Source organism: Mesorhizobium sp. HAY1-8B, assembly GCF_056868045.1.
The window spans coordinates 4,086,399-4,110,993 of the sequence record NZ_CP200321.1; the positions used below are offsets into that span (position 1 = coordinate 4,086,399).

Sequence of the window (24,595 nt, forward strand, 5' to 3'; positions counted from 1 at the left end):
GTGAGATGTCCCGGATCGATCCGGGACATCTCGCAGGCTCCTTAGCGAATGGACATTTCGCGGGCGATGCGCGGAAAATCGGCGGGTTTTATGCCGATATCGGCGCGGTCGGCATTGCTCATCGAGTGAAGCAGCGCGAGCGCCGCGCGGTATCTCAGATGTTCCTGTGGACGCGGCCGGGCGAACATTTCCGTGAAGAAACCCATGATCCAGGCTCCTGATTGGTCCTCCACGGCTGCCAATATAGGTAAATCGTGACAATTGTGCAGTGCAGCATTTGCATGCCTGCTATGCCCGGATGATTTTCGTAAAACTTTTTTTGCGGCCCAGTGAAACTTCCGGGCCGCACGAACCGTAGGCTTCGACGCTGGCATATGGCCAGTTTTTCCTCGCCACTCCTGGCGAATTTCCGGACTGCATGAAAGTGCAGTCCGGCTTTTTGTTTGAGCACCTGACGCGATCCTTCGAATGGCTAAATTCATTAAGATCGGTGGTATGTATTTTTAACGAGCCCGTTCTATCTTCCTGGAAACCTGACAGTCGGGCAAAGGGGGGAGGCTGACATCGCTACCAGCGCCAAGCGCGATTTTGCTTCGCTGCTCGACGACCTCTTCGTTGCCTCCGACAAGGGCGACGGCATCGAGGGCGACGAGGCCGGTGCGCGTCCTTCCATTCCATTCGACTATCTCTCGGTTGCCGATGAACTCCATTCCGGCCGCATAAAAGTATCCGCCGCCGAATATCGCGAGGCCGGCGCTGATCTGGCGAGCGAATTCGCCGCCTTGCTCGACCACGCCAAACTGGCCCTTGCCGGCGAGGAACCCAAGCCTGAGGAAAAACTGCCGCCGATCGATCCTGAATCGATCGCGGCCGAACTGGGGCTGGACAAGCCCAAGGGCGTTGCCGATTTCGGCCGCATGCGCCGCAGCTTTGCTTTCAGCAACCATCCCGATCGTGTCGCCCCGCATCTGCGCCAGCGCGCCATGATCCGCATGCAGGTAGCCAACATGCTGATCGACGAGGCCAAGCGCCGCGCCGTGGCCGGCGCTCGCCGCTAGTTAACCAGCGCTGGTTCACGCAAAAGTCGGCCTGGCGAGGCTTGGAGAGCGCCTTAGCTTTCCCTATAGATGCAGCCTCCCGCGCACGCTTTCCCTCCGGAGCAGAATTTCATGCACAAACGCCGTCTCGGTCGGACCGATCTTCTTGTTACCCAGATCTGCCTTGGTTCGATGACCTGGGGCCAGCAGAACACCGAAGCCGAGGGCCACGCCCAGATGGATTTGGCTTTTTCGCGCGGCGTCAATTTCATCGATACCGCCGAGCTCTATCCGATCCCGCCCAAGGCGGAGACGCAAGGGCGGACGGAAAAGATCATCGGCAGCTGGATGAAGGCCAAGGGCAACCGCGACAAGGTGATCCTGGCCTCCAAGGTCGTTGGCCGCACAGCCAATAACTGGTTTCGCGGTGACAGGCCGTCGCAACTGGTGCGCGCCGATATTCTTGACGCCATCGACAAGTCGCTGGCCAAGCTCGGCACCGACTATCTCGATCTCTACCAAATCCACTGGCCGGAACGGGACATCCCCTGGGGCGCCAACCCGACGCGCGTCGGGGCGGTGGCGCGGCGCGCCGATGCCGACGGCGCACCAGCCAACGAAACGCCGATCGCCGAGACGCTTGGCGTCTTCGATGAATTGGTGAAGGCAGGAAAGATCCGCCATTTCGGCCTGTCGAACGAAAGTTCCTGGGGCGTCATGCGTTACCTCTCGGAGGCCGACAAGGGGATCGGCCCGCGCGTGGACTCGATCCAGAACGCCTACAATCTCGTCAACCGCACCTTCGAGGTGAACCTCGCCGAGGTCTGCGAGCGTGAGGACATCTCATTGCTTGCCTATTCGCCGCTGGCGCAAGGCTATCTGACCGGCAAATACGACCATGGCGCTCGACCGCAGGGCTCACGCTCGCAGCTGTTCAATCGCGGCCAGCGCTACGAGACGCCGAATGCCGCCGCGGTGCTGCTAGAATACAATGAACTGGCGCGCTCCTTTGGCCTGGAGCCGGCCCTGTTCGCCAACGCCTATGTCTCGAGCCGACCCTTCGTCACGTCGAATATCATTGGCGCGACAACCATTTCGCAACTCGAAATGGCATTGTCTTCGGTGGATGTTGTCTGGACCGAAGAGATGCAGAAGGCGGTGGATGCGGTTCATCAGCGGGTCGGCAATCCCTGTCCCTGATCGGAAGGGGTGGATTATCGAGGAATAACAAAGGGGTGGAGATGATGGTGGACTTTCCGATAGAGGCCGTGCGTGGAAAATTCCCCGCTCTTTCCCTGAGCGACAAGGGCCGCCGCCGCATCTATCTCGACAACCCGGCCGGCACGCAGGTACCCCAGGCCGTCGCCGATGCGGTGTCGCGCTGCCTGCTCACGACCAACGCCAATCTCGGCGGCTATTTCGAAACGACGGTCGCCGCACAGGCCGTGGTTGACGAGGCACATCAGGCGATGGCCGATTTCCTTGGTGCCACGAGCCCCGAGGAAATCATTATCGGCGCCAATATGACGACGCTGACCTATCATATGTCGCGCACGCTTGGCCGCTCGCTGAAGCCCGGCGACGAGATCATCCTCACCCGCATGGATCACGAGGGCAATGTCTCGCCCTGGCTGCAACTGGCCGAGGACCTTGGCCTCGTCGTGCGCTGGCTGCCATTCGATGAAAAGAGCTGGCAGGTCGAAGAGGCGACGCTGGCCGGTCTGCTCTCCGACAAGACACGGCTGGTCGCATTGAACTATGCCAGCAACCTGACCGGCTCGATCAACCGGGTCAGGTCGCTGACTGCCATCGCAAAACAAGCCGGCGCCCTGGTCTATGTCGACGCCGTGCAGTTCGCGCCGCATGGCCTGATCGACGTGCAGGACCTTGGCTGCGATTTTTTGATCTGCTCGGCCTACAAATTCTTCGGACCGCATATGGGCATATTGTGGGGCCGGCGTGACGTCATCGAAGGCTTGAAACCCTATAAATGCCGCTGCTCCTCCAATGGCCTGCCGGAGCGGTTCGAGCTTGGCACGCCGCAGATCGAGCTGATGGCCGGCCTCACGGCGGCGGTCGATCATTTTGCCGGGCTGGGCGCGGCGGTGGGCGAGAGTGGTTCGCGCAGGCAAAAGATCGCCAAGGCGTTCGAAGTGTCCATCGCCTATGAAAACCCGCTGGCGCAAAGGCTGATCGATGGCCTGTCCGGCATTTCGGGCCTGACAATCCATGGCATCACCGATCCGAAGCGGCTCGGCGATCGTGTGCCGACGGTCTCGTTCACCGTCGACGGCATCGTTCCGGAGACGATCGTGCGGCAGATGAATGCCGAGAACATCTTCCTGTGGTCAGGCCACAACTACGCCTGGGAGATCGTCCACCAGCTCGGCATTCCAGCCGAACAGGGCGTCGTGCGCATCGGTATCGCCCACTACAATACGGCGACCGAGATCGACGAGACGCTGGAGAGCGTGTATCGGGTCATCGCCATGCTCAGGCAGCAGCGTTCCTGACGCTAGCTTGAACAGTCACCGCGCCTTGCCGCCGAAACCGGTGAGGAAGGCGGTAAGATTGTCGCCAAGCGCGTCGCAGAGATAGCCGCCTTCCTGGACGATGACCGTCGGCAGGCCAAGCTTTGCGATCGCTTCGCCAATGCGTGAGAAGCCGGGCGTCGTCACCGAAAGCCCGCCGAACGGGTCGCCCTCGAAGGCGTCGAGGCCGAGCGCCACGACCAGCGCATCCGGTGAAAAGGCGCGGATACGCTGGAAGGCCACCGCCAGCGCTTCCAGAAAGGCCGCGTCGGCGGATTTGCGCGGCAGCGGCAGGTTGAAATTGTAGCCGAGGCCCGCGCCTTCGCCGCGCTCGTCGGCGTGGCCCCAGAAGAACGGATAGAAGCGCACCGGATCGGCATGCAGCGAGACTGTGAGCACATCGGACCGCGCATAGAAGATGCCTTGCGTGCCGTTGCCGTGGTGCAGGTCGACATCGAGGATTGCCACACGTGCTGCCTGCTTGCGCAGCGCTTGCGCCGCGACCGCCGAATTGTTGATGAAGCAGAAGCCCCCGGCGACATCGGCAAAGGCATGATGGCCGGGCGGGCGGCACAGCGCATAGGCCGCCGGCGCGCCGGCAATTACCGTTTCAGCGGCTTCGACCGCGCTCCAGGCGCTCCACAATGCGCTTCGCCAGGTCTCGCCCGAGATCGGGCAGGCTGTGTCGGCCATATGGTAGCCGGCCTGGCCAACCGCCGAGGCTGGATAGGAGCCGTTACGTGCGATCGGGTGGATGTTGGGAATCACTTCGGCGGACGCGCCGTCGATACGTTGCCAGCGTGCGAAAATATGTTCGAGGAAGTCGAGATATTCGGGCGTATGCACGGCGGCAATCGGATCGAGCCCGTGATTGCGCGGTCGCTCGATCGTGCAGCCGGCAGATTTTGCGCCAGCTAGCAATCTCTCGACGCGCTCGGGCTTTTCCGGGTTTGGCTGCGGCGCGCCGCTGGAAAGAAAGGCCTTGGGGTCGTGCCGCTTCTGCTCCTCGGCATAAAAAGCTTTCATTCCTGCCCCCCATCTTCCGGCGCGTCGGCGAAGGCAAAGAAGGCTTCGCCGACGATCTTCTGCGTCTGTTCGTAGTTCGACCAGGCGATGCCAAGCTTCTCGTAGAAGGCCTTGGCACCTTCGTTGTCGGTGTCGACCGACAGCCTGAGATAGACGCCGCCTTCTTTCCGGCAGTCCGCGGCGACGCGGCGCAGCAGCCGTTCGCCGATCTTGCGGCCGCGAAAGCGGTCCTCGACATAGAGGTCCTGCACATAGACGCCGGGCCGCCCCATCCAGGTCGAAAAGATCGGGAAATGCAGGCAGAGGCCGGCGAACTCGCCGTCGACTTCAGCCATCAGGGTGGAGAAGGCGGGCTTTTCGCCAAAGCCATAGCGTCGGAGATCATCTGATGTGGACGTGATCTCCTGATGCGCGCCAATATGGGTGCCGAGTTTGAGAAGCGCGGTGTGGATGGTTTCGGCGTCATCGATCCGACCGGGACGGATCAGGACGTCACTGAGGGTTGGATTGGTCACGGTCTTGCCTCAAAACGCTACCCGGTCGCCGCCCTTCAGCGCCAGCATGTCGCGCGCCTCGGCTGGCGTGGCAACCTCCAGCGACAGCCCGTCGAGAATGCCACGGATACGGCGCACCTGGTCGGCATTGGATTTCGCCAATTGGCGGCCATCATAGAGACTGTCTTCCAGCCCGACACGGACATTGCCGCCCATTGCCGCGGCGATCGAGATCAGCGGCATCTGGTTGCGACCTGCGGCCAGCACGGAGAACTGGTAGCTGTCGCCGAACAGTTTGTCGGCGATCCGCTTCATATGGATGAGATTGTCCGGGTCGGCACCGATGCCGCCCAAGATGCCCAGCACGAACTGGATGAACAGCGGCCCCGACACCAGGCCCCGATCACGGAAATGCGCCAGCGAATAGAGATGGCCGACATCGTAGCACTCGAATTCGAAGCGCGTGCCGCAGCCCTTGCCCAGCCTCTCAAGCACGCCCTCCATGTCGGCGAATGTGTTCTTGAAGATGGTGTCGCGGGTGGCTTCGAGCAGCTTTGGCTCCCACTCGTGCTGCCACTCCCTTGGCTTGTCGAGCATCGGGAACAGCGCGAAATTCATTGAGCCCATGTTGAGCGAGCACATTTCGGGCTCGGCTCGGAGCGGGGCCTCCAGCCGCTGGTCGAGTGTCATCAACGAGGAGCCGCCCGTGGTGATGTTGATCACAGCGTCGGTTGCCTGCTTGATGCGTGGCAGGAACTGCATGAACACGTCCGGATCGGCCGTCGGCCGTCCGTCTTTGGGGTCGCGGGCATGCAGATGCAGGATCGAGGCGCCGGCTTCCGCTGCCGCGATCGCGTCGGCCGCGATCTGGTCCGGCGTCAGTGGCAGATAGGGCGACATCGACGGCGTGTGCACCGAGCCGGTGACGGCGCAGGTGATGATGACTTTTCGCGGCGCCATTTCCTTACCCCCGGCCTTCGACCGGCAGGTCGAGCTCGGAAGCCAGGACTTCCAGCGAATCGCCGATGATGGAGACGATCTCGCCGACCTGTTCGCTGGTGACGATCATTGGCGGCGCGACCATGAAATTGTCGCCGTCGACGCCGCCCTTGACCTTGCGGCCATAGATGATCAGGCCGCGCTCGTAGGCGAGGTCGAGCAGACGCTGCGTGGCTTTCTTTGTTTGGTCGATCGGCCGCAATGTCTCCGGATCGGCAACCATCTCGGCTCCGGTCAGCAGGCCCTTGCCGCGCACGTCGGCAATGAACGGAAAGCGCTTCGCCAGCCCCTTCAGCCCGTCCATCAGCACATCGCCCATGGCAGCGGCATTGGCGATCAAGTCGAGGCGGTCCATTTCGCCCAGCACCGCAAGACCGGCGGCGCAGGCCAACGGATTGCCTGCATAGGTGTGGCCGTGCTGGAACCCGCCCGAAGCAAGCAGCGGCTGCACCAGCCGCATCGGAGCCGCCAGCGCGCCGAGCGGCGCATAGCCGGAGCCCAGCCCTTTCGACAGCGCGACGATGTCGGGTCTGCAGTTCCAATGGTCGCCGCCCAGGAATTTGCCGGTGCGGCCGGCGCCGCTCATCACTTCGTCATGGATGAGCAGGATGCCGTAGCGGTCGCAGATCTCGCGGATGCGTGCGTAATAGCTGTCTGGCGCCACAAGAGCGGCGGTGGCAGCACCGCCGATCGGCTCCATGATGAAGGCGACGACACTCTCCGGGCCTTCTGCGAGGATCTTGTCCTCCAGCATGTCGGCGTAGCGGACGCCGCGTTGCTCCATCGAAAGATTGTCGCGGTCGCGCCAGGCTGTTGGCGCGGGCACGGTCGGCATCACCCGCATCATCGGCTCAAAGGTTTCGGCCAGCGCATCGTCACCGGTGACCGAAAGCGAACCCAGCGTGCCGCCATGATAGGAGGGAAAACGCGTGATCACCTTCCAGCGGCTGGCCTGGCCCGTGGCGACCGCCCATTGCCTCGCCAGCTTGATGCAGGATTCCGTCGCTTCCGAGCCGCCCGAGACGAAAAAGATGCGGTCCATGCCTTCCGGCAGTTTGCCCGCGAGCTCGCGCGCCAGTTCCTCCGCCGGCTCGTTTTCGAAGTGCAGGCGATAGGCGAAGGTGGCGCGGTCCATCTGCCGCTTCATGGCATCCAGAACGTTGCGGTTGGAATGGCCGATATTGGCGACCATCGGCCCGCTCGATCCGTCGATGAAACGGCGGCCGTCCTGCGTCCACATATAGATGCCTTCGGCGCGATCGATCAACGGCCGGCGCAGGCTGGACAGGTAGAACAGATGCGATTCTCGGCGCGCCTCGGTTGCTTGGGCGGCGGTCTGGGTCTTCGACATGTCAGGACTTTCCAAGGTAGCGATCAAGGACATTCTGGGTGACGCGTTCGACCATCGGGTCTTGTCTTAGCAGGCCGGCTACCCATTCGCAGCTTCCGGCGTGGAACACCTCGCCCTTGCCGCGCGGGAAATTGACGATCATGCCGTTGCCGCGTTTGACTTTTTCGAGATTGGCGTCGCTCGCCTCACCGAACAAAGTCTCAGCGGTGAAGCGGCCATCCTCGTCGGTGAGGAACTGGTCCTCGATCGGAATGTCGGCGCTTTCCTCGACCTGGGATGCCATCCCGACAGCGAGAACCTGCAGGCCGTCTGGCGCGCCGCTGGTTGCGGTGGGGTAGGGCAGGCCGCCGCGTATCTCGAAGTCGAGCCCGTCGACCTCATAGCCATAGACATGGCTGTCGGCGCCTAACAGGTCGCCATAATAGATGCCGGTGCCGGCAAAGGCCCAGTGTTCCGGCCGGTAGACCGGAAAGCCACGCACGCCACGCGGTGCGCAGCCGCCCCAGCCGGCATAGACGCCGCGCGTCGCATTGAGCCCGAAGGTCGCTGAACCCAGCCGGCCGATTTCCGGCGCTTCCCAGGAATTGGTGGCGCGGGTCACGTCGCCGCCGCGATAGGCCGGATCTTCGGCGCGGGCGCGGTATTTGTAGCAGACCTGCCGGCGGCCTTCGTCCTCCAGCCTCGTCTGCCACATGAAATTACCGGCAAAGCGCGCCGCATGGCCGCCGCGTTCGACGTAGCAGTCGACCGCATCGCGCATTTCCCAGGTCCAGTACTCGTCATGGCCAACGAAGACGGCGCAGTCATAGCCATCGAGAATATCAGGCGAGAAATGCAGATCGTGCTGGCTGGCGAGGTCGACCTCATAGCCGGCCCGTTCGGCGAAGCGGAAGAAGTGGCTGTCGTAGCTCGCCCAGCCGGACGAGGCGTATTTCTTCGAATGGCCGGTGGCGAGCGCCCATTCCATATGGGGGTAGCGAGGCACCGTCTTCGGCGGCACGGCGACCTCCAGCGGCACGCGCGGCGCATCCTTCGGCAGCACGACGAAGCCACGGCACCAGGGGCGTTGCGTCGAGACGATGGGCGAGTACTGGTTGCGGTCCGGCCCGGTGATGCCCTGATAGTGGTTGGAGCCGCCCCAGGTGTTGTATGCGAGCCAGGTGCCCGTCGCCGCCACTTGCAGCACACGGCTGGGCTTCTTGCCGGCCTGGGGAGAGACAATGAAGAGATGGTGGCTGTGGATCGGCTTGCCGTCTCGGCCCTCGGCACTCAACGTTATCCGATAGGCGCCGGACGGCCAGTCGCCGTCGACACGAAATTCGAAGGATGCTTCCCAGCCACAGCCCTCCGCCGAGCACTGGTCCGGACTGTCCTGCCAGCGCGCCGCGATTCCCGACTTGTCGAACACCTTTGTCTCGCTGCCGCCGTCGCGGACGATGGTCATGCCGAAGGAAGGAGCCGTGGAACTGACATGCAGCGTCACCGTTTCGCCGGCACGATAGGAGAAGCGGTCGCTGTAGCACCAGATTTCGCCACGCTCGCTATCCATGCCCGGCCACTCGTAATAGTGGCCGCGAACCGCGTGGCGGCGCTGCTCAGGTGTCAGTCCAAAATCGGGAAATTCCGTGGGCAATCTGGTCATCGTCGTACTCAGGCGGAAAGATATTTCTTGAGGAAGGTGCGGGTGCGCTCCTTCTGGGGCGTGCGGAAAATCTCGCCCGGCGGGCCTTCCTCGACCACCACGCCGCCGTCCATGAACAGCACCCTGTCGGCCACCTCGCCGGCAAAGCGCATCTCGTGCGTTACGATGAGCATGGTCATGTGTTCGGCGGCAAGCTGTTTCATCACTGCGTTGACCTCGTCGACCAATTCCGGGTCGAGGGCCGAGGTTGCCTCGTCGAACAGCATCACCTTGGGCTGCATGGCCAGCGCGCGCGCAATCGCCACGCGCTGCTTCTGGCCGCCCGAAAGCCTGGAGGGATAGGCGTCGGTCTTGTCGGCCAGCCCGACCTTGGACAGGAGGCCATGCGCCAAGGCCCGGGCTTCATCTTTTGTCATGCCCTTCAGGATCACCGGTCCCATGGTGATGTTCTCGATCACGGTCAGGTGCGGGAACAGGTTGAAGTGCTGGAACACCATGCCCATGTGCTGGCGCACCTTGTTGATGTGCCGCTCGAAGGCCTGGCCGTGCAGTCTCTGGTTGACCTGCACGCCGTCCAGCCATACCTCGCCGCCGTTCAAGGTCTCAAGATGGTTGATGGAGCGCAGCAGCGTGCTCTTGCCGGAACCGCTCGGTCCGATAATCGCGACGATCTGCCCCCGATCCACTGACAGGTCGATGCCTTTGAGGACCTCGACCGCGCCGAACGATTTGCGCGCGCCGTGGACCTCGACCATTGGCCGCCGCGTGCTCATCGGGAAACCTCCACATGTCTTTCAAACCGATGCAAGGCCGCCTCGAGCACCAGGTTCAAGATGTAATAGAGCGCGGCGGCCGTGATGTAGAACTCGAACGGGCGGAAGGTTTCGCTGATCGCCAGTTGCGCCGAATGGACTAGCTCGGCGATGCCGATGACCGAGACGATGGAGGACTCCTTCAACAATGCGATCAAATTGCTTCCGATCGGCGGTGCCGTGTTGCGGATGGCCTGCGGTATCACGACGTAGCGCAGCGCCTGCCACTTGCCGAAGCCGATGCTGCGCGCGCCTTCCGTCTGACCGGGATCGACCGCCACGATGCCGGCACGTATGACATCGGCATTGTAGACGGCGAAATGCAGGCCAAGCCCGATTATGCCGGCGGCCAGCGCGGGGATGTCGATGCCGACCTGCACAAGGCCGAAATAGATCAGAAAAAGCTGCAGTAGCAGTGGCGTGCCCATGAACAGCCACATGAAGGCGCGAACGGGGTAGGCGAGGATCGCTGGCGCATAGAGCACGATGACCGCGAACAGGATGCCGAAGACAAAACTGAGCGCTCCGGCCGAGACCGTAAGCAACGCGGTCCACCAGGCGCCCGTCAGCAAGAGGTCCCAGTAGGGGGCGATGACGGTGAAATCCAAACTTTGCATCGTGCTCCCCCTCTCAGACGATGGCGAAGCGCTTGTCGAGCAAGTCGACGATGCGGGCGACGGCGTAGACCATGACCATGTAGAGCAGGGCGGCGACGCCGAAGATCTCGAACGGCTTGTAGGTCGAGCCGATGAAGCGCTGGGCGGTATAGGTCAGTTCCACGACCGAGATGGTGGAGACCAGTGCCGAACCCTTCAACAGCGCGACCGTGTTGACGCCGAGCGGGCGGATCATCAGCCGGGCGGCCTGCGGCAGCACGACCTTGCGCAAGGTCTGGAAGCGGCTGAAGCCGATCGTGCGGGCAGCTTCCGTCTGACCGCGGTCGACCGCTGTTAACGCGCCACGGATCGATTCCGCCATATAGGCGCCGATGTTGAGGCCCAGCCCGACGACCCCGGCCGTGAACGGATCCAGATTGATGCCGATCTGCGGACCGCCGAAATAGAGCACGAAGAGCTGTATCAGGCAGGGCGTGCCGCGAAACAGGCTGACATAGGCCGTACCGATGGCGCGCGGGATCGCCGACCTCGACATCCTGGCGGCCGCGGCCAGTGCTGCCGCGCCCAGCCCGAGAACCAGGGCCAACGCTGTCAGTTCCAGCGTCACCAGTGCGGCTTCCACGAAGAACGGGAAGACACGGCTCATCAAGGCGAAATCCATGGAATGACCCGGCTGGAGTGGCGATCGGCTCCAGGTGGTTTTCGCCGCCTGGAGCCGGCAAGGATCAGCGGATGTCGCTGCCGACCCACTGCTTGGAGATTTTCTCGTAGGTGCCGTCGGCCAACATCCCGTCCAGCGCCTTCTGCATGGCGGCCTTGAGTTCCGGATTGTCCTTGCGGATGGCGATGCCGATGGCGACGCTACCGCCCTCGATGTTGGGCGTGTCGAGTTTGCGGACCTTTTCGCCGGTTTCCTTGACGGCGACCATGACCGGAATGTTGTCGACGACGATGGCGTCGACGCGGCCGGCCTTCAGTTCGAGCAGCAGTTCCGGCAGGCCCTTATAGGTGCGGATATCCCAGCCGCCCTGTTCGCGCGCCCATTTTTCATGCGTTTCGCCGAGCGTTACGCCAAGGGTCTTGCCCTTGAGGTCGTCGAGGCTCTGCACCTTGGAATCCTGACTCACGAAAACCGCGCGGCCGGCATGGTAGTAGGGGCCGACGAAATCGACGACTTTCTCTCGCTCGGGCGTGATCGTCATCGAGCCGACGACAGTGTCGTATTTGTTGGCGAGCAGGCCGGCGATAATGCCGTCCCAGGCCGTGGTGATGATGGTGCCCTTGACGCCGATGCGTTCAGCGATGGCCTTGCCGATATCGGCGTCGAAGCCGACGACTTCGTTCTGGTCGTTGACGAAGTTGAAGGGCGGATACTGGCCGCTCATGGAAATCTTCAATTCCCCCGCCGCCTTGATCTTCTCGAGGTCGTCGGCCCTTGCCGAAACGGTGGTGAAGGCCGATGCAAGCAGCAGCGCGGCAACTGCAATGCCGGAAAATACCCTGTTCATCTGAATTCCTGTCCTCTGGATGGAGCGCGAAGGCTTTTTCTTGGGAGGCGTTGGGGCGCTCTCCTGACGTCAATGATTGCCTTTGCATCAGCATTGCGCAAATAGATAATGGGAATAGGGAGCATAGATATCAGGAATGGCATTGCCTCGCCCCGAACGTCTGGTCTGGGATCTCGACTGGAACCTTCTGCGTACGTTCGTTGTCATTGCGGAAGTCAAGAGCATCACCCGCGCCGCCGAGCGCCTCAACCTCAAACAACCCAGTGTCAGCAACGCCTTGCGGCGGCTGGAGGATCGGGTTGGGAGGCGGCTGGTCGACCGCGACGCAACGCGCTTCGAACTCACGGAGGTCGGGCGGCTGATCTATGAGCAGAGCGTCGAGGTGTTCGGCTCGATATCGCAACTGCCGCTCTTGATGCGGGGCATCAGCGACGATGTCACCGGCCACGTGATGATCGCCACGGCCAGTCATGTCGTCTCGCCACTGTTCGACCGTGCGCTGGCGGAATTTCACCGCAACTATCCGCGCGCCAGCATCACCATCTCGGTCGCGGCAAGCACGGAAGTCGCCAAGCAGGTGCGGGAGCGGCGCGCCTCCTTCGGCATCTGCCTTGTCAGCCAGCGCGATCCGGCATTGGACTACGCGATGGTCTATCGCGAGTTCTTCGGCTTCTTCTGCGGGCCGCAGCACAGGCTTTACGGAAAGGCCGGGCTGAAGCTTGCCGATCTGCGCGGCGAGCCCTCTGTATCCTTCCAGACCGACCACATTTCGGACGCGCTGCGGCCGGTCGCCCTGTTGCGCAGCGAAGCCCGGCTGAACGCCGATGTCGTCGGTGTCTCCTCGAGCCTGGAGGAAGTCAGGCGCATGATTGTCGCCGGGCTCGGCATCGGTCCGCTGCCGCTACACGTGGCGCGACGCGACGTGGCCGACGGCACGTTGTGGCGGCTTCCGCCCTACGACGCGCCGCCGGCCATCGACATCTTCCTGCTCACCAATCCCGACAAGGTGATGAATCGTGCCGAGAAGGCGCTGCTGTCGGGGTTGCAGGCTCTGATCGCCGAGACGCCGTTGGACGAGCGCATCTACAATGGCTGATCGATCGACCCGGGCCTATTCGACGAGGAGGGTCGCCGCGCGGCCGCGCATCGGTTCGTCCAGCGCCACCGAGGCACGCGCGGCAAGGTCAAAGTGTACGCTGGTGGTCCAACTCGATGCATGGACGATGCCGTCGAGCGATCCCGACATGACCTGTTCGAAGGTGACGGAGGTCCGGCCGATCTTCACCACATGCGAGCGGATGGTGAGAAGCGAGCCGGCTTTTGTCTCATGCCGGTAGTCGATTTCGGTGCGCACATCGGCCCATCCCGTTGCCGAGGCCTGGCTGCTATCCTTACCGGCGATGTGGCCAAGAAGCTGGAAGCTGGCATCGTCGAACATCGCCGCGTAGTGGCGCACATTCATGTGTCCCATCACGTCGCACATCCAGGGATGAGCAACACCGACAAAGGTGACGAGGGATTTGCTCATGGGATTGCTCCGTGGCCTTCGTTGAGGATCACGAGACGCCATATCGAAACGCGCGGCGACAGGCAAACCGGCGGACCTGGTCGATGGCCTTCGGGCCGGGAGTGGGCCGACATTCGTTAGCCGTGCCCTTGGCCCTCCGAACCAAACCGACTATCTCAGGGGACGGCGGCGTTTCCGCCACGGGGACAGGCATGCTCAGAGTGCAAAAGGTCAAGGTCGACGACATCTACGTGCCCACCGCGCGCAAGAAGACACTACACCCCGAGACTGTCCGCCATCTCGCCGAGGACATATTGGAGAACGGCATGAAGACGCCGATCCAGGTCCGCCACGACGGCAAGCGCCATATCCTGGTTGAAGGCCTGCACCGGCTGGAAGCGGCCAAGTGGCTCGGCGAGACCGAGATCGATGCCTATCTCGTCCAGGCAAAGCGTCACTGACGCATCCTTGCTTTGACGACAGGCCTCGCGGCAATCGCGTTCCGGCTACAATGCCTTGGCGCGGCGCGGCTGCCTGAGATTCTTGATGCCGCTCATCTCGACGAAATTCGTCGCCGACTCCCAGAGATAGTCGCCATAAAGAAATGGCTCGAAAGGTTCGGCGCCGCTTAGTGGCAAGGGCGCGATCTCCGCGTCGACGCGCGGTTCATAGAAAAACGGGATCGAAAACCGAGTTGTCTTCGGCGCGATCACCCGATGCCGCGTCGCCCGCACACGGCCGCCGGTCCAGCGTTCCAGCAACTGGCCGAAATTGACCGCCAGCGTGCCGTTGGCCGGCGGCACGTCGATCCATTCGCCGGCGCGGTTTCTTGCCTGCAAGCCTTCGACGCCATCCTGCGCCAGCAAGGTGACGAAACCGGAATCGGCATGTTCGCGGCCGATGATGGTGCGGATCTCTCCCTTGTGAACCACCGAGAACTCCGGGCCGCTGGTGTCGATGCCGGCGGTGGCGTCCCGCAAGGGATAACGGATCAGGCGAAGCGTCGAGATGCCGTTCTCGAAATACGGATCGAAGATCGTTTCCGGCAGGCCAAGCCCGCGCGCTATCGACCGCATCAGCGCGTTGCCGACCCTCTCCACCGCACGATAGTAATCCGCCGCGGCCATGCGCCAGCCGGGCAAGGTGCCTTCGGCCGGCAAGGGTGTCAGCTCGCACAGCGGATCGTCGGCGGCCGGGACGCGCGCCGCATCGGCAATATCCGGTCCCAAGTCGATGCCTTCCTTGTAGGATACGGCTGCCGGCTGGAGTGGGAACCAGCCGCGATAAAAGTTCTTCCTGGTGCTGTCGAAATTCCAGCGCAGCAATTTCTGCTTCTCGGTGTCGGGAAGGGCGAAGATGCGCAGCAATTGCGCTCTTCTGTCAGGTGTCAGCCAGGCGTCGCCGGGAAAATCCCGGACCGCCAGGAAGCCTATTCCCGAGGCCGCGGCCATGATGTGGCCGTCGGCGCGGTCACGGGCGGGCGAGGGTGGCCCGAACAGATCCGCAATGCCGATGGTTTCGATGTCCTGGGTCATGATGAGCCTCGCATCACGGTTATCGATGGCATCGTATCAAAGCATTTCAATTGACCCTATCGGCCGCGCGACTAACCTTGACGCCTATTCTCTCCATTTTGGATCGAGGCCATGGCAAGGTATGAAGGCGGATGCCTGTGCGGAGCGGTGCGTTACAGCACCGATGCGGCTCCCATCAACGAGCGCATCTGCCATTGCCGGCTTTGCCAGAAGGCGATCGGCGCCGCTTTCAACGCGCGCGTGCTGTTTCGCATCGATGATGTGACGATCGAGGGGGCACTGGCAACAGTCAACACCTCGCCCGATCTCAAGCGCGGTTTTTGCTCGGGCTGCGGCACGACGATGTTTTCGCGGCGCGACTCGGCCGGCATCATCGGCGTCACCACGGGTTCGCTCGACGACCCTTCGCTGTTCCGGCCGCAGATGCATATTTTCACCGCCTCGAAACAGCCTTGGGTGGTGCTCGACGACGGCCTGCCGCAACATGAAGGCGCTCCGCCGGCCTAGTTCTTGCGTTCCGCCTTCAAGAGTGGAAGCGAACGCGAACCATGACCAAAAATTAATCCAAATCGACACGCGATAGCCGGCAAAGCGTCATTGGCGAGCCATCATTGTCGTCCTATCTACGCTGCGCGGGCCGGCATTCGAGGAGACGACGGATGAACGACAGCATCAGCACCCTGGACGAGCTTTTGAGCGATCCGATGGTCCTGCTTGTCATGGAGCGCGACCGCGTGCGCCCCGAACAGGTGCGCATGCTGCTCGAACGGGTTCGCCGACCTTCGGCCGAGGAGCCTGTTGTTCCGCCTGCGCATATGATCGCCAGGACCTGCCAGAAACTCTGGCTGTGCCCGTAACCGCCTTGCGGTTTTCCCCCATGAGAACTTAGGCCGGCCCGTTGGGCCGGCCGTGAGCTGTGGGCATTCGGCGCGACCGAACCAGATTACAAATCCGTAAATTGATTATCCGTTCGATGACGGTATGGCTTGCCCCGGACCGACCGGTCCCTTCAGCGCAAGTTCGATCTCTGACCCCACGGAACCAGACATGGCTGACATCTGCACTCAAGGCGTAGACACCGGCTTTGTTGGCCTGGGATATGCCAAGGTCGCCTTTCTCGGCCTGGTGCAGGGCATCACCGAATTGCTGCCGATCTCCTCGACCGCCCATATGCGCATCGTGCCGGCGGTGCTCGGCTGGCAAGATCCAGGTTCCGCCTTTTCCGCCGCCATGCAGCTTGCCGCTCTTGCCGCCGTGATCAGTTATTTCTGGGGCGATGTCAGGGACCTCCTGTTCGGTTCGCTCGACGCACTCACGCGGCGCGATTTCGCCGACCGGAATTTCAGGCTGGCTTCCTGGATCGTGCTGGCGACGGTCCCGATCATTATCGCGGGCGTCGCGCTGTCGGGTATTCTCAACGCCTGCAATTCTCCGCTGCGCAGCCTGAGCGTGATCGGCTGGTCCTGCATCGCAATGGCGATCCTTTTGGCGCTTGCCGAGATTTTCGCCCGCCACAAGCGCACCATCGGCGAAGCGTCGCTCACCGATGCGCTGCTTGTCGGCGTCGCCCAGATCGGCGCGCTGATCCCTGGCGTCTCGCGCTCGGGCTCGACCTTGACCGCGGCGCTCGGGCTCGGCTTCAAGCGGGCCGAGGCGGCGCGTTTTTCGTTCCTGCTCGGCCTGCCGGCGATCGCGCTTGCCGGTCTCAAGGAGTTGTGGGAACTGCACAAGGTTCACCTCGATGCCCATGGCTGGTCGGTTCTTGCGACCGGACTGGTCGTCGCCTCGATTTCCGCCTTCTTCGCCATATGGGGCCTGATGCGCGTGCTGGAGCGCTTCTCCGCCTGGCCCTTCGTCATCTATCGCGGCCTGCTCGGCGTCGTCCTGCTGCTGGGCGTGGCGATGGGATGGCTGGCTTAGCCAGGCCCGGTGTTGCGCGCGGGCAACCACTCGGATGCATGCATCGATCCGCGAAGATGTGATCGGCCGGGTTCATTGACTTCGGAATATAACAGCCCTTAACGTTCTGTTAACAAAACAGATGGGTGGGGCCGCATGGCATCCTCGATGGGTTGGCGCCGCAAGGCGAAGGGGCTGGGGCTGGCGTTTGCCCTGACCGTTTTCTGTGCGGCGACCGGTTCGGCCCATGCCGCGCCTGCTTCCATGGTTGTCGGCGGATCGACTTCGCAGCCGATCGGCCACTATGATTTTTGCAAGATCCATGTCGCCGAATGCTCGATCCGCTCGCCCGACAGCGTGCCGGAACATATGACCAGCAAGCTGCTGCACGATATTTCCGCCGTCAATTTCTCCGTCAACACGCGCGTCAAGCCGATGAGCGACATGGACAATTACGGCAAGGACGAGTGGTGGGCCTATCCGGACAACGGTTTTGGCGACTGCGAGGATTACGCGCTGGAAAAGCGACGCGAGCTCAACGGCATGGGCATTGCCATAGCCAATCTTTTGATGACGGTGGTTCGCAAGCCGGATGGCGAAGGCCACGCCGTGCTGACGGTGCGCACCGACAAGGGCGACGTCATTCTCGACAATCTGACCGACAAGGTCCGCCTCTGGAATCAGACGAGCTATCGCTACCTGAAGCGGCAGGCTAGCGACAACACAGGACACTGGGTCTCCATTCTTGGTGGCGACGAACAGCTGGTCAGCGCCGTCAAATAATCCCGTCGATCCCAGCCGCGGCTTCCGATCCGCGCCCGTTGCAAGCCGATCTTCATAATGCCGGCCAACGATGCTATCCACGGCGGCTCGTTGGAGCTGGCAATTCGGTGGGCGCATGGATTTTCCGACGCTTTTCAACTCGGCGCCTCTGCTGGTGGCCCTGATCAAGGCCGCGCTGCCGCAGGCCGTTGCCACGACGGTGGCGTTCGGCCAGTGGTTCGCGTCGGTGCCGCCGTGCCGTGATTTCGCCTTCGAGGCGACCAGCTATCTGGTCTGCGAGGTCGACCCGAAACTCTATTCGATCGAGCTGTTCTGGAAGGATCCGGCTGGCAAGCCTTTCCAATCGCTGCACAATCTCGACAACGCCCAGCGCGCGGCCGGCCGCACCATGCTGTTTGCCATCAATGCCGGCATGTATCACCCCGATCTCAGGCCGGTTGGCCTCTATGTCGAGCGAGGCCAGGAAATGGCCGGTGTGAAGACAGGATCGGGAAGCGGCAATTTTTCGCTGCAGCCGAATGGCATTTTCTACATCAGCGGCGGCAAGGCCGCGGTCCGGGCGACCTGGGACTTCGTCAGGAAGCGGCCATCCACCGACTATGCGACGCAATCGGGACCGATGCTGGTGATCGACGGCCAATTGCATCCGAAATTCCAGTCCGATGGCACTTCGCGCAAGACCCGCGACGGTGTCGGGGTGCGCAAGGACGGTGTCGCGGTCTTTGCCATTTCGAACGGCACGGTGAATTTCCATGCATTCGCCCGGCTGTTTCGCGATGCGCTCGGCTGCGACAATGCGCTGTTTCTCGACGGCACGATTTCGAGCCTGTTCGCGCCTGCCATCGGACGCAACGACGACTACTGGAATCTGGGGCCGATTATCGGTGTGTTCAGGAAGCGTGGCTAGGCTCGGGCTGTTCGCCTGCTTCGGAGCTTGAGGGCAATCACCGCCATGATGATCAAGACAACCACGCCGATCGCCGCCAACCCGAACAGGCTGGTCGCATCGAGCTCGGGGATGCTGCCGGCGCCCTTGGCCACCAGCCATCCAGGCGACAGCACGACTGGAGCCCAGATGATCGCCGACAGGATATTGGCGATCTGGAAGCGGCGCCGGTGCATGCCCATCATGCCCGCGACCAGCGGCACCGTTGCGCGGACCGGGCCGAAGAAGCGGCCGATGAAAACCGCCGCAAAACCATAACGATGGAAGAACAGCCGCGCCCTGGCGACCTGCCGGCGGTAGCGGTTGAGCGGCCATTTATGGACGACGCCGCGCCCCAGCCATCTGCCGAGGAAATAGGAGATGGTGTCGCCCAGCGCCGCCCCGATCATCGCCGCCAGGAGAACGGGCAAAGGCTGGACGATACCGGCCCCGACCAGGCCGCCGACGATGATGAGCACCGTGGTGCCGGGCAACAAGATGCCGACCAGCACGAGCGACTCGCCAAAAGCCAGCAGCCCGACCACGAGACCGGCCCACGCCTGATGGCTCTCGATGAAATAAACGCTCTGGTCGATGAACGACTGCACGCAAGCTCCTGTTGAAATTGTTTCAGCTGCCGCTGTCGAGCAGGCTCCTGAGTTCGTCGAGCTTGTCGTTGACGAGCCAGCCGTAATAATTTTCGACCGGCAGCTTGCGGCCCTTGCCGCTGGTGAGCGCCGCGCGCAGATCCGCCGCCCGCTGCCGGGGCTGGCCGACATTGTAGAGCGTGGCCGTGATTCCTGGATTGCCTGATATGTCGAAGCCCTGTTCCTTGTAGGCGTCGATGGCGTCGCGCACGATCGCGGCGATGTAGACGATGCTGCGGTCGGGATCCATGACATCGCGATAGATGGCCTGCGGATGATCCGGTGTGAGCTTGTCGTAGCCGCTGACCTTGTTGACCAGGTCGGTGACCTCCAGCGCGGTCAGCGGGCTGATCTGGCCGAGGCCGAATGTCTGGCCGGCGAAGAAGGGCTGGAAGAACGCCTGCTGGAAGGTCATCGCGTCATAGGTGACGCCGTCGACCGTCTTGCCGCGGAAATGGTCGACCCAGACCCTGTCGCGGCAGCTCCAAAGGGTGGCACTGTCCCGGGCCCCGGCGCAGGCCGCGAACTCCGGCCGCTGGACAAAGCTCTGCACCGGCACGCCCTTGTAGCGGAAGGAGAAATCGAGACCGGAATAGGACAGCGCTTTGACATAGTAGGTCTGGACCGAGCCGACGGCGGTCACATTGTAGGTGTGTTCGCCGACCAGCGCGCCGACGATATGGATGGGGTCGATATCGTAAGCCGCGGCCGCCTGCTTGATATGCGCCACCAGTTTCCTCTCGCGCTTCAGCAGCGCGACGATCTTTTCGTATTTTTCCGCATAGGTGGTCTTGAAGGCGCGGGTTCGCGTCGCTGATGCATCCGGGATCGGCGGTTGCGTCTCGGAGCGATTGCCGGCGGGGACGACGACCAGCCCGCCGGCATGCGCCGTCCCGGCCAAGGGCGCGCCGCCGCAGGAAAGGGCCGCGAGCAGGAGGATCGGGAGAAGCCGCGGCAACGCAATCATCGGGCGCCTTTTTTCAAAATCGCGGGAAATGCCGGCGCGAGACGCCGCCTCCGTCTCAACAGCCACATCATGGCGCTGTCAAGGCTTGGCCGGCCTTCGCTGGCGAATGTCTGAAACGGGTCACACTCATGGTAAAAACTTGATTCAAACTTTATTGGTAATTTCTCGTTCATAACTAGCGCTGGTTGTCCGTGGGCCGTCGCCTTCGGTCTGTTGTGTTTTGAGTACGGGTCCAGATGCGGTTACCAGGCGTCATCAGTTTCGTGATCGCATCGCTGTGCCTTGCCGGCTGTTCGTCGACATCGGGCATGGACGCGCTCGACATGCAGAAGCCGTCGAATGAAACCACCAGTTCGGTGGTGCGGCCAAGCGCACCTATCGCATCCGTTCCCGCAACCAAGGCCGGCAAAGCGCGCAGGCTGGCCGAGGCGGCGCCAGCGGACGACACTGGTCGGCCCTTCGGCCTGGCGGAAGAAGAGACGGTGGCGTTTCCGGCGCCCGAATTGCCGGACAATGTCGATCCGCCCATCGAGCCCGCGGCTCTGGTTTCGCCGCCAAGGCTCTTGTCGCGGGCAGCACCGCCGATGCTTGCCGGGCCGGTCACGCGCTACGGTTTTCGCGATGCCAAGCCGATCAATTTCGGCCGCTCCTCGCCGCGCCACCTTGCCGTGCACGGTGTCGACGTCTCGCGCTGGCAAGGCGACGTCAACTGGGGCAAGCTGCGCGCCCAGGGCGCCAACTTCGCTTACATAAAGGCGACCGATGGCGGCGACCACCTCGATCCGATGTTCATGAAGAACTGGCGCAATGCCGATGCCGCCGGGCTGAAGCGCGGCGCCTATCATTTCTTCTACTGGTGCCGGACCGCCGGCGAACAGGCCGACTGGTTCATCCGCAACGTGCCGAAGGTGGATGGCGCCTTGCCGCCGGTGATCGATGTCGAATGGAACGGCGACTCCAGCTGCAAGCGGCGCCCGTCACGCGAAAAGGTGCTGGAGAAGATGCAGGTGTTCATGGACAAGCTGGAGCGCCACTATGGCCAGCGTCCGATCATCTACACCGCGCCGGATTTCTATCGCGACAACCTGCAGGGCGCTTTTCTAGACTACCCGTTCTGGCTGCGCGCGGTGGCACGGCATCCGTCAAAGGTCTATCCGGGCCGCAAATGGCTGTTCTGGCAGTATTCCGGCTCCGGCCTGTCGCATGGCGTGACCGGCCGCATCGACCTCAACGTCTTCCATGGCGACGAACGGCAATGGCGCGCCTGGGCCGGCGGCGGCGGCCGTCAGATGATGGCAGACGCGGACTAATGCATGTCGCCCAAAAGTGAACTCGGTTTTGGGAGAACGACATGCATAAGACAAAAGGCCTAAAGCGCGTCGCATGAATCCGTTTCGTGCGACGCGCTTTAGGGTTCGCGTCGCCCTTCGCTCTGGTCCTGCCGCCTATTGGAGCTGGTTGCTCCCGGCATTCTTGTCCTCGCTCAGCCGCAGCTTTCTCCTCAACGCCATGATCTCGGCAATCGCGGCATCGATCATGGTGAGAAGTGTAAGCGTATCGTGCTGGGTTGGATCGGCTCTGACGTAGGCGAGTTGGTTGACGATGTCGGTGTCGTCCTCGGGGTCGTCGCTCATGGCCACTTTCCGGTTGCTATCTTCCAAACGTTCTCATTCGATCCGATCCGCCGTCAAATTGTACCTTTATCACGTCGTCGTGTGGATGGCCGCGCGACGCCCATCCACCCGGTCCGATCGCCTAACCCTATCTTGCGTGACGGCGACGCGATTCGTCGAAAGTGGCAAAGGCCAGAACTCCGGAAAATGACGCGAAGCTGAGCAGGACTGCGGTGACAACCATGAGGTCGTAGGTCGACATGTTCGTTCTCCTTGGGATGATATCCGAAGAGACAGCACAGGCGATGCATCCGCGTTGACCTGGATCAAACTTGCAGGGGGGCCGTGCGCGGCACCTTTGCGAATAAACGAGACATTGCAGCCGCCGTGCTGTCTAGTGCCGGTTCCTGCAATCCGGGGGGATCAGGGTGGAGCTGGAACTCAAATTTCTGCTGATCGGATTTGCCTGCGTGGTCGCGGGCAGTCTGTCGTTCATCACCTTCGTGAAATGGCGAGAGGTGCAAGCCCTCAGCCGCTGGATGCCGACGCCGGGAAAGATCATCTCGTCGCGCGTCGAGGCGCGTGAGGTCAGAAGCTCGGGCGTCGGCTCGGACAGCAGCGATACGACCGAGATGCGCAATTTTCCGGCGATCACCTTCGAATACAAGGTGGGCGGCAAGAAATTTCAAAGCTCGCGCTACAGCGTGAAGGAGAATCTGGGGAATTTCGAAGTCGCCGAGACCCTGGCGCAGTTTCCCCGCGGCGCGGAGGTGACGGTCTTCTACAATCCGGCCGATCCGAGCAAAGCCGTGATCGAGCGCACCATGCCGGACGGTGCCTTCAAGTTCATGGTTCAGCTCTCGGCCGGGTTGGTGATCGGCACGGCGGTTCTGGTGTTTTCCGTCGGCGGCGTGCTGGAGGCGATCCGGCCGCATCTGCCCAAGCCGCAGAACCTGGGCGCCGCGGCACTCCTGCTGTTCATGGGGCTGTTCGCCCTGCGCATGGGTTTCGCCCAGAAATCGCTGGCCGAGCAGGCGGCAAAATGGCCGGTCGCCGCCGGCCGCATTGAGTCCTCAGGCCTGCAGGCGCTGAGAAATTATAGCGATTATCGACGCTGGCGCACCGTCTTCAAATCCCGCATCGTCTACAGCTATGGCGTCGCCGGTCAGCGCTACACCTCCGACCGCGTGAAGTTCGGCGCCACTGTCACGGCTTCGCTGCCCGGCCTCGTCAGCGGCCAGGCCCAAAGCTATGCCGAGGGCAGCAAGGTCGACGTGCACTATGACCCCGCCAACCCCGCCTCGGCGGTGCTCGAATGCCGGGTGCGCGGGCTCTGGCTGCTGTGGCTCTGTTCGGCGGGATTTCTCGGCGGCGCTGCCTGGCTGGTCGGACTGGTGTGAGAGGATAGCGATGAAGAGCACCATGAGATCGATCGTTTGGATCGGCACCCTGTTTACGGCCGTGACGCTATCCACCGTGGTACGTGCGGACGAGCTGGCGCCGTCGCGCCCGCCGATCGACAAATGCGTATGGGAAAAACTGGCTGATAAGACGATCGGCCTTGCTGCCTGGGCGCAGCGCTGCGACTTCGGCTTCCGCCAGATCCATTTCGAATTCGCCGGCAACGCGCTCGCCATCAAATACAGCGATGGCGGCGCGCCTGACCCGCTTGTCGAAGTGTTCGACGTCAAATCCGGCGAAACCGCCGAGGCAGCCTTGCGGCGCCTGTTCCTGGAAAAGACCGCCAAGGCCGTCAGCGCCCGCTGCGAGCTGGCGCCTTACACGGAAGGGACCGTGCCCGCCGGCGTCAAACGCTACACGCTCAGCCCCGACGCCGCCTATGCGAAAGAACTGAAAGCGCTTGCTGACCCCAACGAGATTCCCGAACCACCCTGCGGCGACTGGGGCGAAATGCCCGACGGCATTCAGTATTTCGAAGTGCCGGCGGGTGAGGGGCGGAAGGTGCTGTTTGTACGGGTGGGGCAGGACGAGCCGCTGTTTGACGAGCGGACGCTGCGGGTGTCGCCGCCGAATTGAATGACCTTTCCAGCCAAAGGGGAGGTTGCGAAAACGCCGTCATCATAACCGACCTTGATCGCGAGCAGGCGCTCAAAGGGTCACGAGATCCGCGTGGCCGAAACCTTTCGAGTAGTCGAGCACGGAGATGACTGAAGGCACCACACGGAAGATGCGCACCTGCTCCGGCGTCGGCATCGCGAATGGCATCGAGGCTTGTGGCGGATATTTCATCGGCATCATCCTCAGAACCTTCTCGGCCTCGGCCCTGTCTGTGACCGGCTGTGCCCGTGCCGCCATGGAAAGGCCAGTGATCTCCATTACCTGAGGCGCGTCGTGATCGATGGTCAGCGACAGGCGATCGTCCCGCGCCAGATTCTCCGCCTTCTGGCTGCCGAGCCCGCAAAGAAAATAGAGGGAAAGGCCGTCATTGACGTAACCCACGGTCGTCGCCTGGGGCCAGCCGTCCGCCCTCAGTGTTGCGACCGTCATGATGCGGTGCTGATCAAGGAGCGTCTGAATCTTGTCTCTGATCTCTGCGTCCATCGCTCGTCTCCAAGGTCGTTCCTGACGGTGACGATAGGGAGGCGTGGATCGCCTGGCCTTGACGCACATCAAACGTATGGAGGAAAGACGCCGCACTGCTTGGCGGACTGAGCCTCGGCTAGCGCCAACTGACCCCAAAA

The 24,595-nt window shown here is 62.5% G+C and carries 29 protein-coding genes; 14 read left to right on the forward strand and 15 right to left on the reverse strand.

Annotated features, from left to right (window positions below; all coding sequences use genetic code 11):
* The first annotated feature begins 5 nt into the window (after nucleotides 1–5).
* The 4 genes from AC1VON_RS19325 to AC1VON_RS19340 all read left to right on the forward strand — a co-directional run bounded on the left by AC1VON_RS19325 (nucleotide 6) and on the right by AC1VON_RS19340 (nucleotide 3,550).
* A complete protein-coding gene (locus AC1VON_RS19325) occupies nucleotides 6–221 on the forward strand; it encodes a hypothetical protein (protein ID WP_483126418.1) in 216 nt (71 codons plus the stop codon).
* Between the two features lie 375 nt (nucleotides 222–596).
* On the forward strand, nucleotides 597–1,058 hold the full coding sequence (locus AC1VON_RS19330; protein ID WP_172352985.1) for a hypothetical protein: 462 nt from the start codon (nucleotides 597–599) through the stop codon (nucleotides 1,056–1,058).
* Between the two features lie 111 nt (nucleotides 1,059–1,169).
* Nucleotides 1,170–2,237 (forward strand): aldo/keto reductase, encoded by a 1,068-nt coding sequence (locus AC1VON_RS19335; RefSeq protein WP_483124557.1) that lies wholly within the window; start codon nucleotides 1,170–1,172, stop codon nucleotides 2,235–2,237.
* Between the two features lie 44 nt (nucleotides 2,238–2,281).
* A complete protein-coding gene (locus AC1VON_RS19340) occupies nucleotides 2,282–3,550 on the forward strand; it encodes a cysteine desulfurase-like protein (RefSeq protein ID WP_483124558.1) in 1,269 nt (422 codons plus the stop codon).
* A 15-nt stretch (nucleotides 3,551–3,565) separates the two neighbouring features.
* Here the strand turns inward: AC1VON_RS19340 and AC1VON_RS19345 are convergent, their stop codons facing one another.
* The 9 genes from AC1VON_RS19345 to AC1VON_RS19385 form a co-directional block, all read right to left on the reverse strand.
* The gene (locus AC1VON_RS19345) at nucleotides 3,566–4,594 is read right to left on the reverse strand and encodes a histone deacetylase family protein (RefSeq protein WP_483124559.1); all 1,029 of its coding nucleotides are present in this window, start codon (nucleotides 4,592–4,594) and stop codon (nucleotides 3,566–3,568) included.
* Nucleotides 4,591–5,109 carry a GNAT family N-acetyltransferase gene (locus AC1VON_RS19350; RefSeq protein ID WP_483124560.1) on the reverse strand — a complete coding sequence of 173 codons (519 nt, stop codon included), beginning with the start codon at nucleotides 5,107–5,109 and terminating at the stop codon, nucleotides 4,591–4,593. The genes AC1VON_RS19345 and AC1VON_RS19350 overlap by 4 nt, the downstream gene beginning before the upstream one ends.
* Nucleotides 5,110–5,118: 9 nt before the next feature.
* Complete coding sequence (gene kce / locus AC1VON_RS19355) at nucleotides 5,119–6,048, reverse strand: 3,5-dioxohexanoate:acetyl-CoA acetone transferase (RefSeq protein ID WP_483124561.1); 930 nt, start codon at nucleotides 6,046–6,048, stop codon at nucleotides 5,119–5,121.
* 4 nt (nucleotides 6,049–6,052) lie between these two features.
* Nucleotides 6,053–7,438 carry an aminotransferase family protein gene (locus AC1VON_RS19360; RefSeq protein WP_172350772.1) on the reverse strand — a complete coding sequence of 462 codons (1,386 nt, stop codon included), beginning with the start codon at nucleotides 7,436–7,438 and terminating at the stop codon, nucleotides 6,053–6,055.
* A 1-nt stretch (nucleotide 7,439) separates the two neighbouring features.
* A complete protein-coding gene (locus tag AC1VON_RS19365; RefSeq protein WP_483124562.1) occupies nucleotides 7,440–9,080 on the reverse strand; it encodes a N,N-dimethylformamidase beta subunit family domain-containing protein in 1,641 nt (546 codons plus the stop codon).
* 8 nt (nucleotides 9,081–9,088) lie between these two features.
* Complete coding sequence (locus tag AC1VON_RS19370; protein ID WP_281411400.1) at nucleotides 9,089–9,853, reverse strand: amino acid ABC transporter ATP-binding protein; 765 nt, start codon at nucleotides 9,851–9,853, stop codon at nucleotides 9,089–9,091.
* A complete protein-coding gene (locus AC1VON_RS19375; protein WP_483124563.1) occupies nucleotides 9,850–10,509 on the reverse strand; it encodes an amino acid ABC transporter permease in 660 nt (219 codons plus the stop codon). Before AC1VON_RS19375 ends, AC1VON_RS19370 begins: the two co-directional genes overlap by 4 nt.
* Nucleotides 10,510–10,522: 13 nt before the next feature.
* On the reverse strand, nucleotides 10,523–11,170 hold the full coding sequence (locus tag AC1VON_RS19380; protein WP_483124564.1) for an amino acid ABC transporter permease: 648 nt from the start codon (nucleotides 11,168–11,170) through the stop codon (nucleotides 10,523–10,525).
* A 64-nt stretch (nucleotides 11,171–11,234) separates the two neighbouring features.
* A complete protein-coding gene (locus AC1VON_RS19385) occupies nucleotides 11,235–12,017 on the reverse strand; it encodes an ABC transporter substrate-binding protein (protein ID WP_140767794.1) in 783 nt (260 codons plus the stop codon).
* 136 nt (nucleotides 12,018–12,153) lie between these two features.
* Here AC1VON_RS19385 and AC1VON_RS19390 point away from each other — a divergent pair, with 136 nt between their 5' ends.
* Nucleotides 12,154–13,113 (forward strand): LysR family transcriptional regulator, encoded by a 960-nt coding sequence (locus tag AC1VON_RS19390; protein WP_483124565.1) that lies wholly within the window; start codon nucleotides 12,154–12,156, stop codon nucleotides 13,111–13,113.
* Nucleotides 13,114–13,128: 15 nt separating this feature from the next.
* Here AC1VON_RS19390 and AC1VON_RS19395 read toward each other — a convergent pair whose 3' ends face one another.
* On the reverse strand, nucleotides 13,129–13,545 hold the full coding sequence (locus tag AC1VON_RS19395; protein ID WP_483124566.1) for an acyl-CoA thioesterase: 417 nt from the start codon (nucleotides 13,543–13,545) through the stop codon (nucleotides 13,129–13,131).
* A gap of 191 nt (nucleotides 13,546–13,736) precedes the next feature.
* Here AC1VON_RS19395 and AC1VON_RS19400 point away from each other — a divergent pair, with 191 nt between their 5' ends.
* Nucleotides 13,737–13,985 carry a ParB N-terminal domain-containing protein gene (locus AC1VON_RS19400; RefSeq protein ID WP_008875526.1) on the forward strand — a complete coding sequence of 83 codons (249 nt, stop codon included), beginning with the start codon at nucleotides 13,737–13,739 and terminating at the stop codon, nucleotides 13,983–13,985.
* Nucleotides 13,986–14,030: 45 nt separating this feature from the next.
* Here the strand turns inward: AC1VON_RS19400 and AC1VON_RS19405 are convergent, their stop codons facing one another.
* A complete protein-coding gene (locus AC1VON_RS19405; protein ID WP_483124567.1) occupies nucleotides 14,031–15,059 on the reverse strand; it encodes an isopenicillin N synthase family dioxygenase in 1,029 nt (342 codons plus the stop codon).
* A 111-nt stretch (nucleotides 15,060–15,170) separates the two neighbouring features.
* Between AC1VON_RS19405 and AC1VON_RS19410 the strand changes: the two genes are divergently transcribed.
* The 5 genes from AC1VON_RS19410 to AC1VON_RS19430 all read left to right on the forward strand — a co-directional run bounded on the left by AC1VON_RS19410 (nucleotide 15,171) and on the right by AC1VON_RS19430 (nucleotide 18,648).
* Nucleotides 15,171–15,566, forward strand: a complete 396-nt coding sequence (locus AC1VON_RS19410) for a GFA family protein (protein ID WP_483124568.1) — start codon at nucleotides 15,171–15,173, stop codon at nucleotides 15,564–15,566.
* A 152-nt stretch (nucleotides 15,567–15,718) separates the two neighbouring features.
* The gene (locus tag AC1VON_RS19415; RefSeq protein WP_483124569.1) at nucleotides 15,719–15,916 is read left to right on the forward strand and encodes a hypothetical protein; all 198 of its coding nucleotides are present in this window, start codon (nucleotides 15,719–15,721) and stop codon (nucleotides 15,914–15,916) included.
* A gap of 190 nt (nucleotides 15,917–16,106) precedes the next feature.
* Nucleotides 16,107–16,979 carry an undecaprenyl-diphosphate phosphatase gene (locus tag AC1VON_RS19420; protein WP_172350763.1) on the forward strand — a complete coding sequence of 291 codons (873 nt, stop codon included), beginning with the start codon at nucleotides 16,107–16,109 and terminating at the stop codon, nucleotides 16,977–16,979.
* A 135-nt stretch (nucleotides 16,980–17,114) separates the two neighbouring features.
* Entirely contained in the window at nucleotides 17,115–17,741 is a 627-nt protein-coding gene (locus AC1VON_RS19425; RefSeq protein WP_172350762.1) for a transglutaminase-like cysteine peptidase, read from the forward strand.
* Between the two features lie 115 nt (nucleotides 17,742–17,856).
* On the forward strand, nucleotides 17,857–18,648 hold the full coding sequence (locus AC1VON_RS19430; protein WP_172350761.1) for a phosphodiester glycosidase family protein: 792 nt from the start codon (nucleotides 17,857–17,859) through the stop codon (nucleotides 18,646–18,648).
* On the opposite strand, the gene AC1VON_RS19435 is transcribed toward AC1VON_RS19430, so the two are convergent.
* Together AC1VON_RS19435 and AC1VON_RS19440 are read right to left on the reverse strand one after the other, a co-directional pair.
* Nucleotides 18,645–19,274, reverse strand: a complete 630-nt coding sequence (locus tag AC1VON_RS19435) for a DedA family protein (RefSeq protein WP_483124570.1) — start codon at nucleotides 19,272–19,274, stop codon at nucleotides 18,645–18,647. The genes AC1VON_RS19430 and AC1VON_RS19435 overlap by 4 nt on opposite strands.
* Before the next feature lie 22 nt (nucleotides 19,275–19,296).
* On the reverse strand, nucleotides 19,297–20,280 hold the full coding sequence (locus AC1VON_RS19440) for a DUF1402 family protein (RefSeq protein WP_483124571.1): 984 nt from the start codon (nucleotides 20,278–20,280) through the stop codon (nucleotides 19,297–19,299).
* A gap of 236 nt (nucleotides 20,281–20,516) precedes the next feature.
* On the opposite strand from AC1VON_RS19440, the gene AC1VON_RS19445 reads away from it, so the two are divergent.
* Nucleotides 20,517–21,590, forward strand: coding sequence for a glycoside hydrolase family 25 protein (locus AC1VON_RS19445; protein WP_483124572.1), 1,074 nt, complete (start codon nucleotides 20,517–20,519; stop codon nucleotides 21,588–21,590).
* 135 nt (nucleotides 21,591–21,725) lie between these two features.
* On the opposite strand, the gene AC1VON_RS19450 is transcribed toward AC1VON_RS19445, so the two are convergent.
* Nucleotides 21,726–21,914, reverse strand: a complete 189-nt coding sequence (locus tag AC1VON_RS19450) for a hypothetical protein (protein WP_056562090.1) — start codon at nucleotides 21,912–21,914, stop codon at nucleotides 21,726–21,728.
* A gap of 407 nt (nucleotides 21,915–22,321) precedes the next feature.
* Here AC1VON_RS19450 and AC1VON_RS19455 point away from each other — a divergent pair, with 407 nt between their 5' ends.
* Nucleotides 22,322–23,293 (forward strand): DUF3592 domain-containing protein, encoded by a 972-nt coding sequence (locus AC1VON_RS19455; protein WP_483124573.1) that lies wholly within the window; start codon nucleotides 22,322–22,324, stop codon nucleotides 23,291–23,293.
* Between the two features lie 22 nt (nucleotides 23,294–23,315).
* Nucleotides 23,316–23,930: a hypothetical protein gene (locus AC1VON_RS19460; protein WP_483124574.1), complete on the forward strand. Its 615-nt coding sequence runs from the start codon at nucleotides 23,316–23,318 to the stop codon at nucleotides 23,928–23,930.
* A 72-nt stretch (nucleotides 23,931–24,002) separates the two neighbouring features.
* Here the strand turns inward: AC1VON_RS19460 and AC1VON_RS19465 are convergent, their stop codons facing one another.
* Complete coding sequence (locus AC1VON_RS19465) at nucleotides 24,003–24,455, reverse strand: pyridoxamine 5'-phosphate oxidase family protein (RefSeq protein ID WP_483124575.1); 453 nt, start codon at nucleotides 24,453–24,455, stop codon at nucleotides 24,003–24,005.
* Between the last annotated feature and the right edge of the window lie 140 nt (nucleotides 24,456–24,595).

Bases quoted from the DNA above. Each gene is read 5' to 3' on its own strand.
- AC1VON_RS19400 (WP_008875526.1), top strand. From the start codon at position 13,737: ATGCTCAGAGTGCAAAAGGTCAAGGTCGACGACATCTACGTGCCCACC.
- AC1VON_RS19335 (WP_483124557.1), top strand. From the start codon at position 1,170: ATGCACAAACGCCGTCTCGGTCGGACCGATCTTCTTGTTACCCAGATC.
- AC1VON_RS19445 (WP_483124572.1), top strand. From the start codon at position 20,517: ATGCGGTTACCAGGCGTCATCAGTTTCGTGATCGCATCGCTGTGCCTT.
- AC1VON_RS19450 (WP_056562090.1), bottom strand. From the start codon at position 21,914: ATGAGCGACGACCCCGAGGACGACACCGACATCGTCAACCAACTCGCC.
- AC1VON_RS19375 (WP_483124563.1), bottom strand. From the start codon at position 10,509: ATGCAAAGTTTGGATTTCACCGTCATCGCCCCCTACTGGGACCTCTTG.
- AC1VON_RS19380 (WP_483124564.1), bottom strand. From the start codon at position 11,170: ATGGATTTCGCCTTGATGAGCCGTGTCTTCCCGTTCTTCGTGGAAGCC.
- AC1VON_RS19395 (WP_483124566.1), bottom strand. From the start codon at position 13,545: ATGAGCAAATCCCTCGTCACCTTTGTCGGTGTTGCTCATCCCTGGATG.
- AC1VON_RS19405 (WP_483124567.1), bottom strand. From the start codon at position 15,059: ATGACCCAGGACATCGAAACCATCGGCATTGCGGATCTGTTCGGGCCA.
- AC1VON_RS19340 (WP_483124558.1), top strand. From the start codon at position 2,282: ATGGTGGACTTTCCGATAGAGGCCGTGCGTGGAAAATTCCCCGCTCTT.
- AC1VON_RS19325 (WP_483126418.1), top strand. From the start codon at position 6: ATGTCCCGGATCGATCCGGGACATCTCGCAGGCTCCTTAGCGAATGGA.
- AC1VON_RS19430 (WP_172350761.1), top strand. From the start codon at position 17,857: ATGGATTTTCCGACGCTTTTCAACTCGGCGCCTCTGCTGGTGGCCCTG.
- AC1VON_RS19385 (WP_140767794.1), bottom strand. From the start codon at position 12,017: ATGAACAGGGTATTTTCCGGCATTGCAGTTGCCGCGCTGCTGCTTGCA.
- AC1VON_RS19465 (WP_483124575.1), bottom strand. From the start codon at position 24,455: ATGGACGCAGAGATCAGAGACAAGATTCAGACGCTCCTTGATCAGCAC.
- AC1VON_RS19365 (WP_483124562.1), bottom strand. From the start codon at position 9,080: ATGACCAGATTGCCCACGGAATTTCCCGATTTTGGACTGACACCTGAG.
- AC1VON_RS19345 (WP_483124559.1), bottom strand. From the start codon at position 4,594: ATGAAAGCTTTTTATGCCGAGGAGCAGAAGCGGCACGACCCCAAGGCC.
- AC1VON_RS19360 (WP_172350772.1), bottom strand. From the start codon at position 7,438: ATGTCGAAGACCCAGACCGCCGCCCAAGCAACCGAGGCGCGCCGAGAA.
- AC1VON_RS19390 (WP_483124565.1), top strand. From the start codon at position 12,154: ATGGCATTGCCTCGCCCCGAACGTCTGGTCTGGGATCTCGACTGGAAC.
- AC1VON_RS19370 (WP_281411400.1), bottom strand. From the start codon at position 9,853: ATGAGCACGCGGCGGCCAATGGTCGAGGTCCACGGCGCGCGCAAATCG.
- AC1VON_RS19440 (WP_483124571.1), bottom strand. From the start codon at position 20,280: ATGATTGCGTTGCCGCGGCTTCTCCCGATCCTCCTGCTCGCGGCCCTT.
- AC1VON_RS19420 (WP_172350763.1), top strand. From the start codon at position 16,107: ATGGCTGACATCTGCACTCAAGGCGTAGACACCGGCTTTGTTGGCCTG.
- AC1VON_RS19415 (WP_483124569.1), top strand. From the start codon at position 15,719: ATGAACGACAGCATCAGCACCCTGGACGAGCTTTTGAGCGATCCGATG.
- AC1VON_RS19410 (WP_483124568.1), top strand. From the start codon at position 15,171: ATGGCAAGGTATGAAGGCGGATGCCTGTGCGGAGCGGTGCGTTACAGC.
- kce (WP_483124561.1), bottom strand. From the start codon at position 6,048: ATGGCGCCGCGAAAAGTCATCATCACCTGCGCCGTCACCGGCTCGGTG.
- AC1VON_RS19460 (WP_483124574.1), top strand. From the start codon at position 23,316: ATGAGATCGATCGTTTGGATCGGCACCCTGTTTACGGCCGTGACGCTA.
- AC1VON_RS19425 (WP_172350762.1), top strand. From the start codon at position 17,115: ATGGCATCCTCGATGGGTTGGCGCCGCAAGGCGAAGGGGCTGGGGCTG.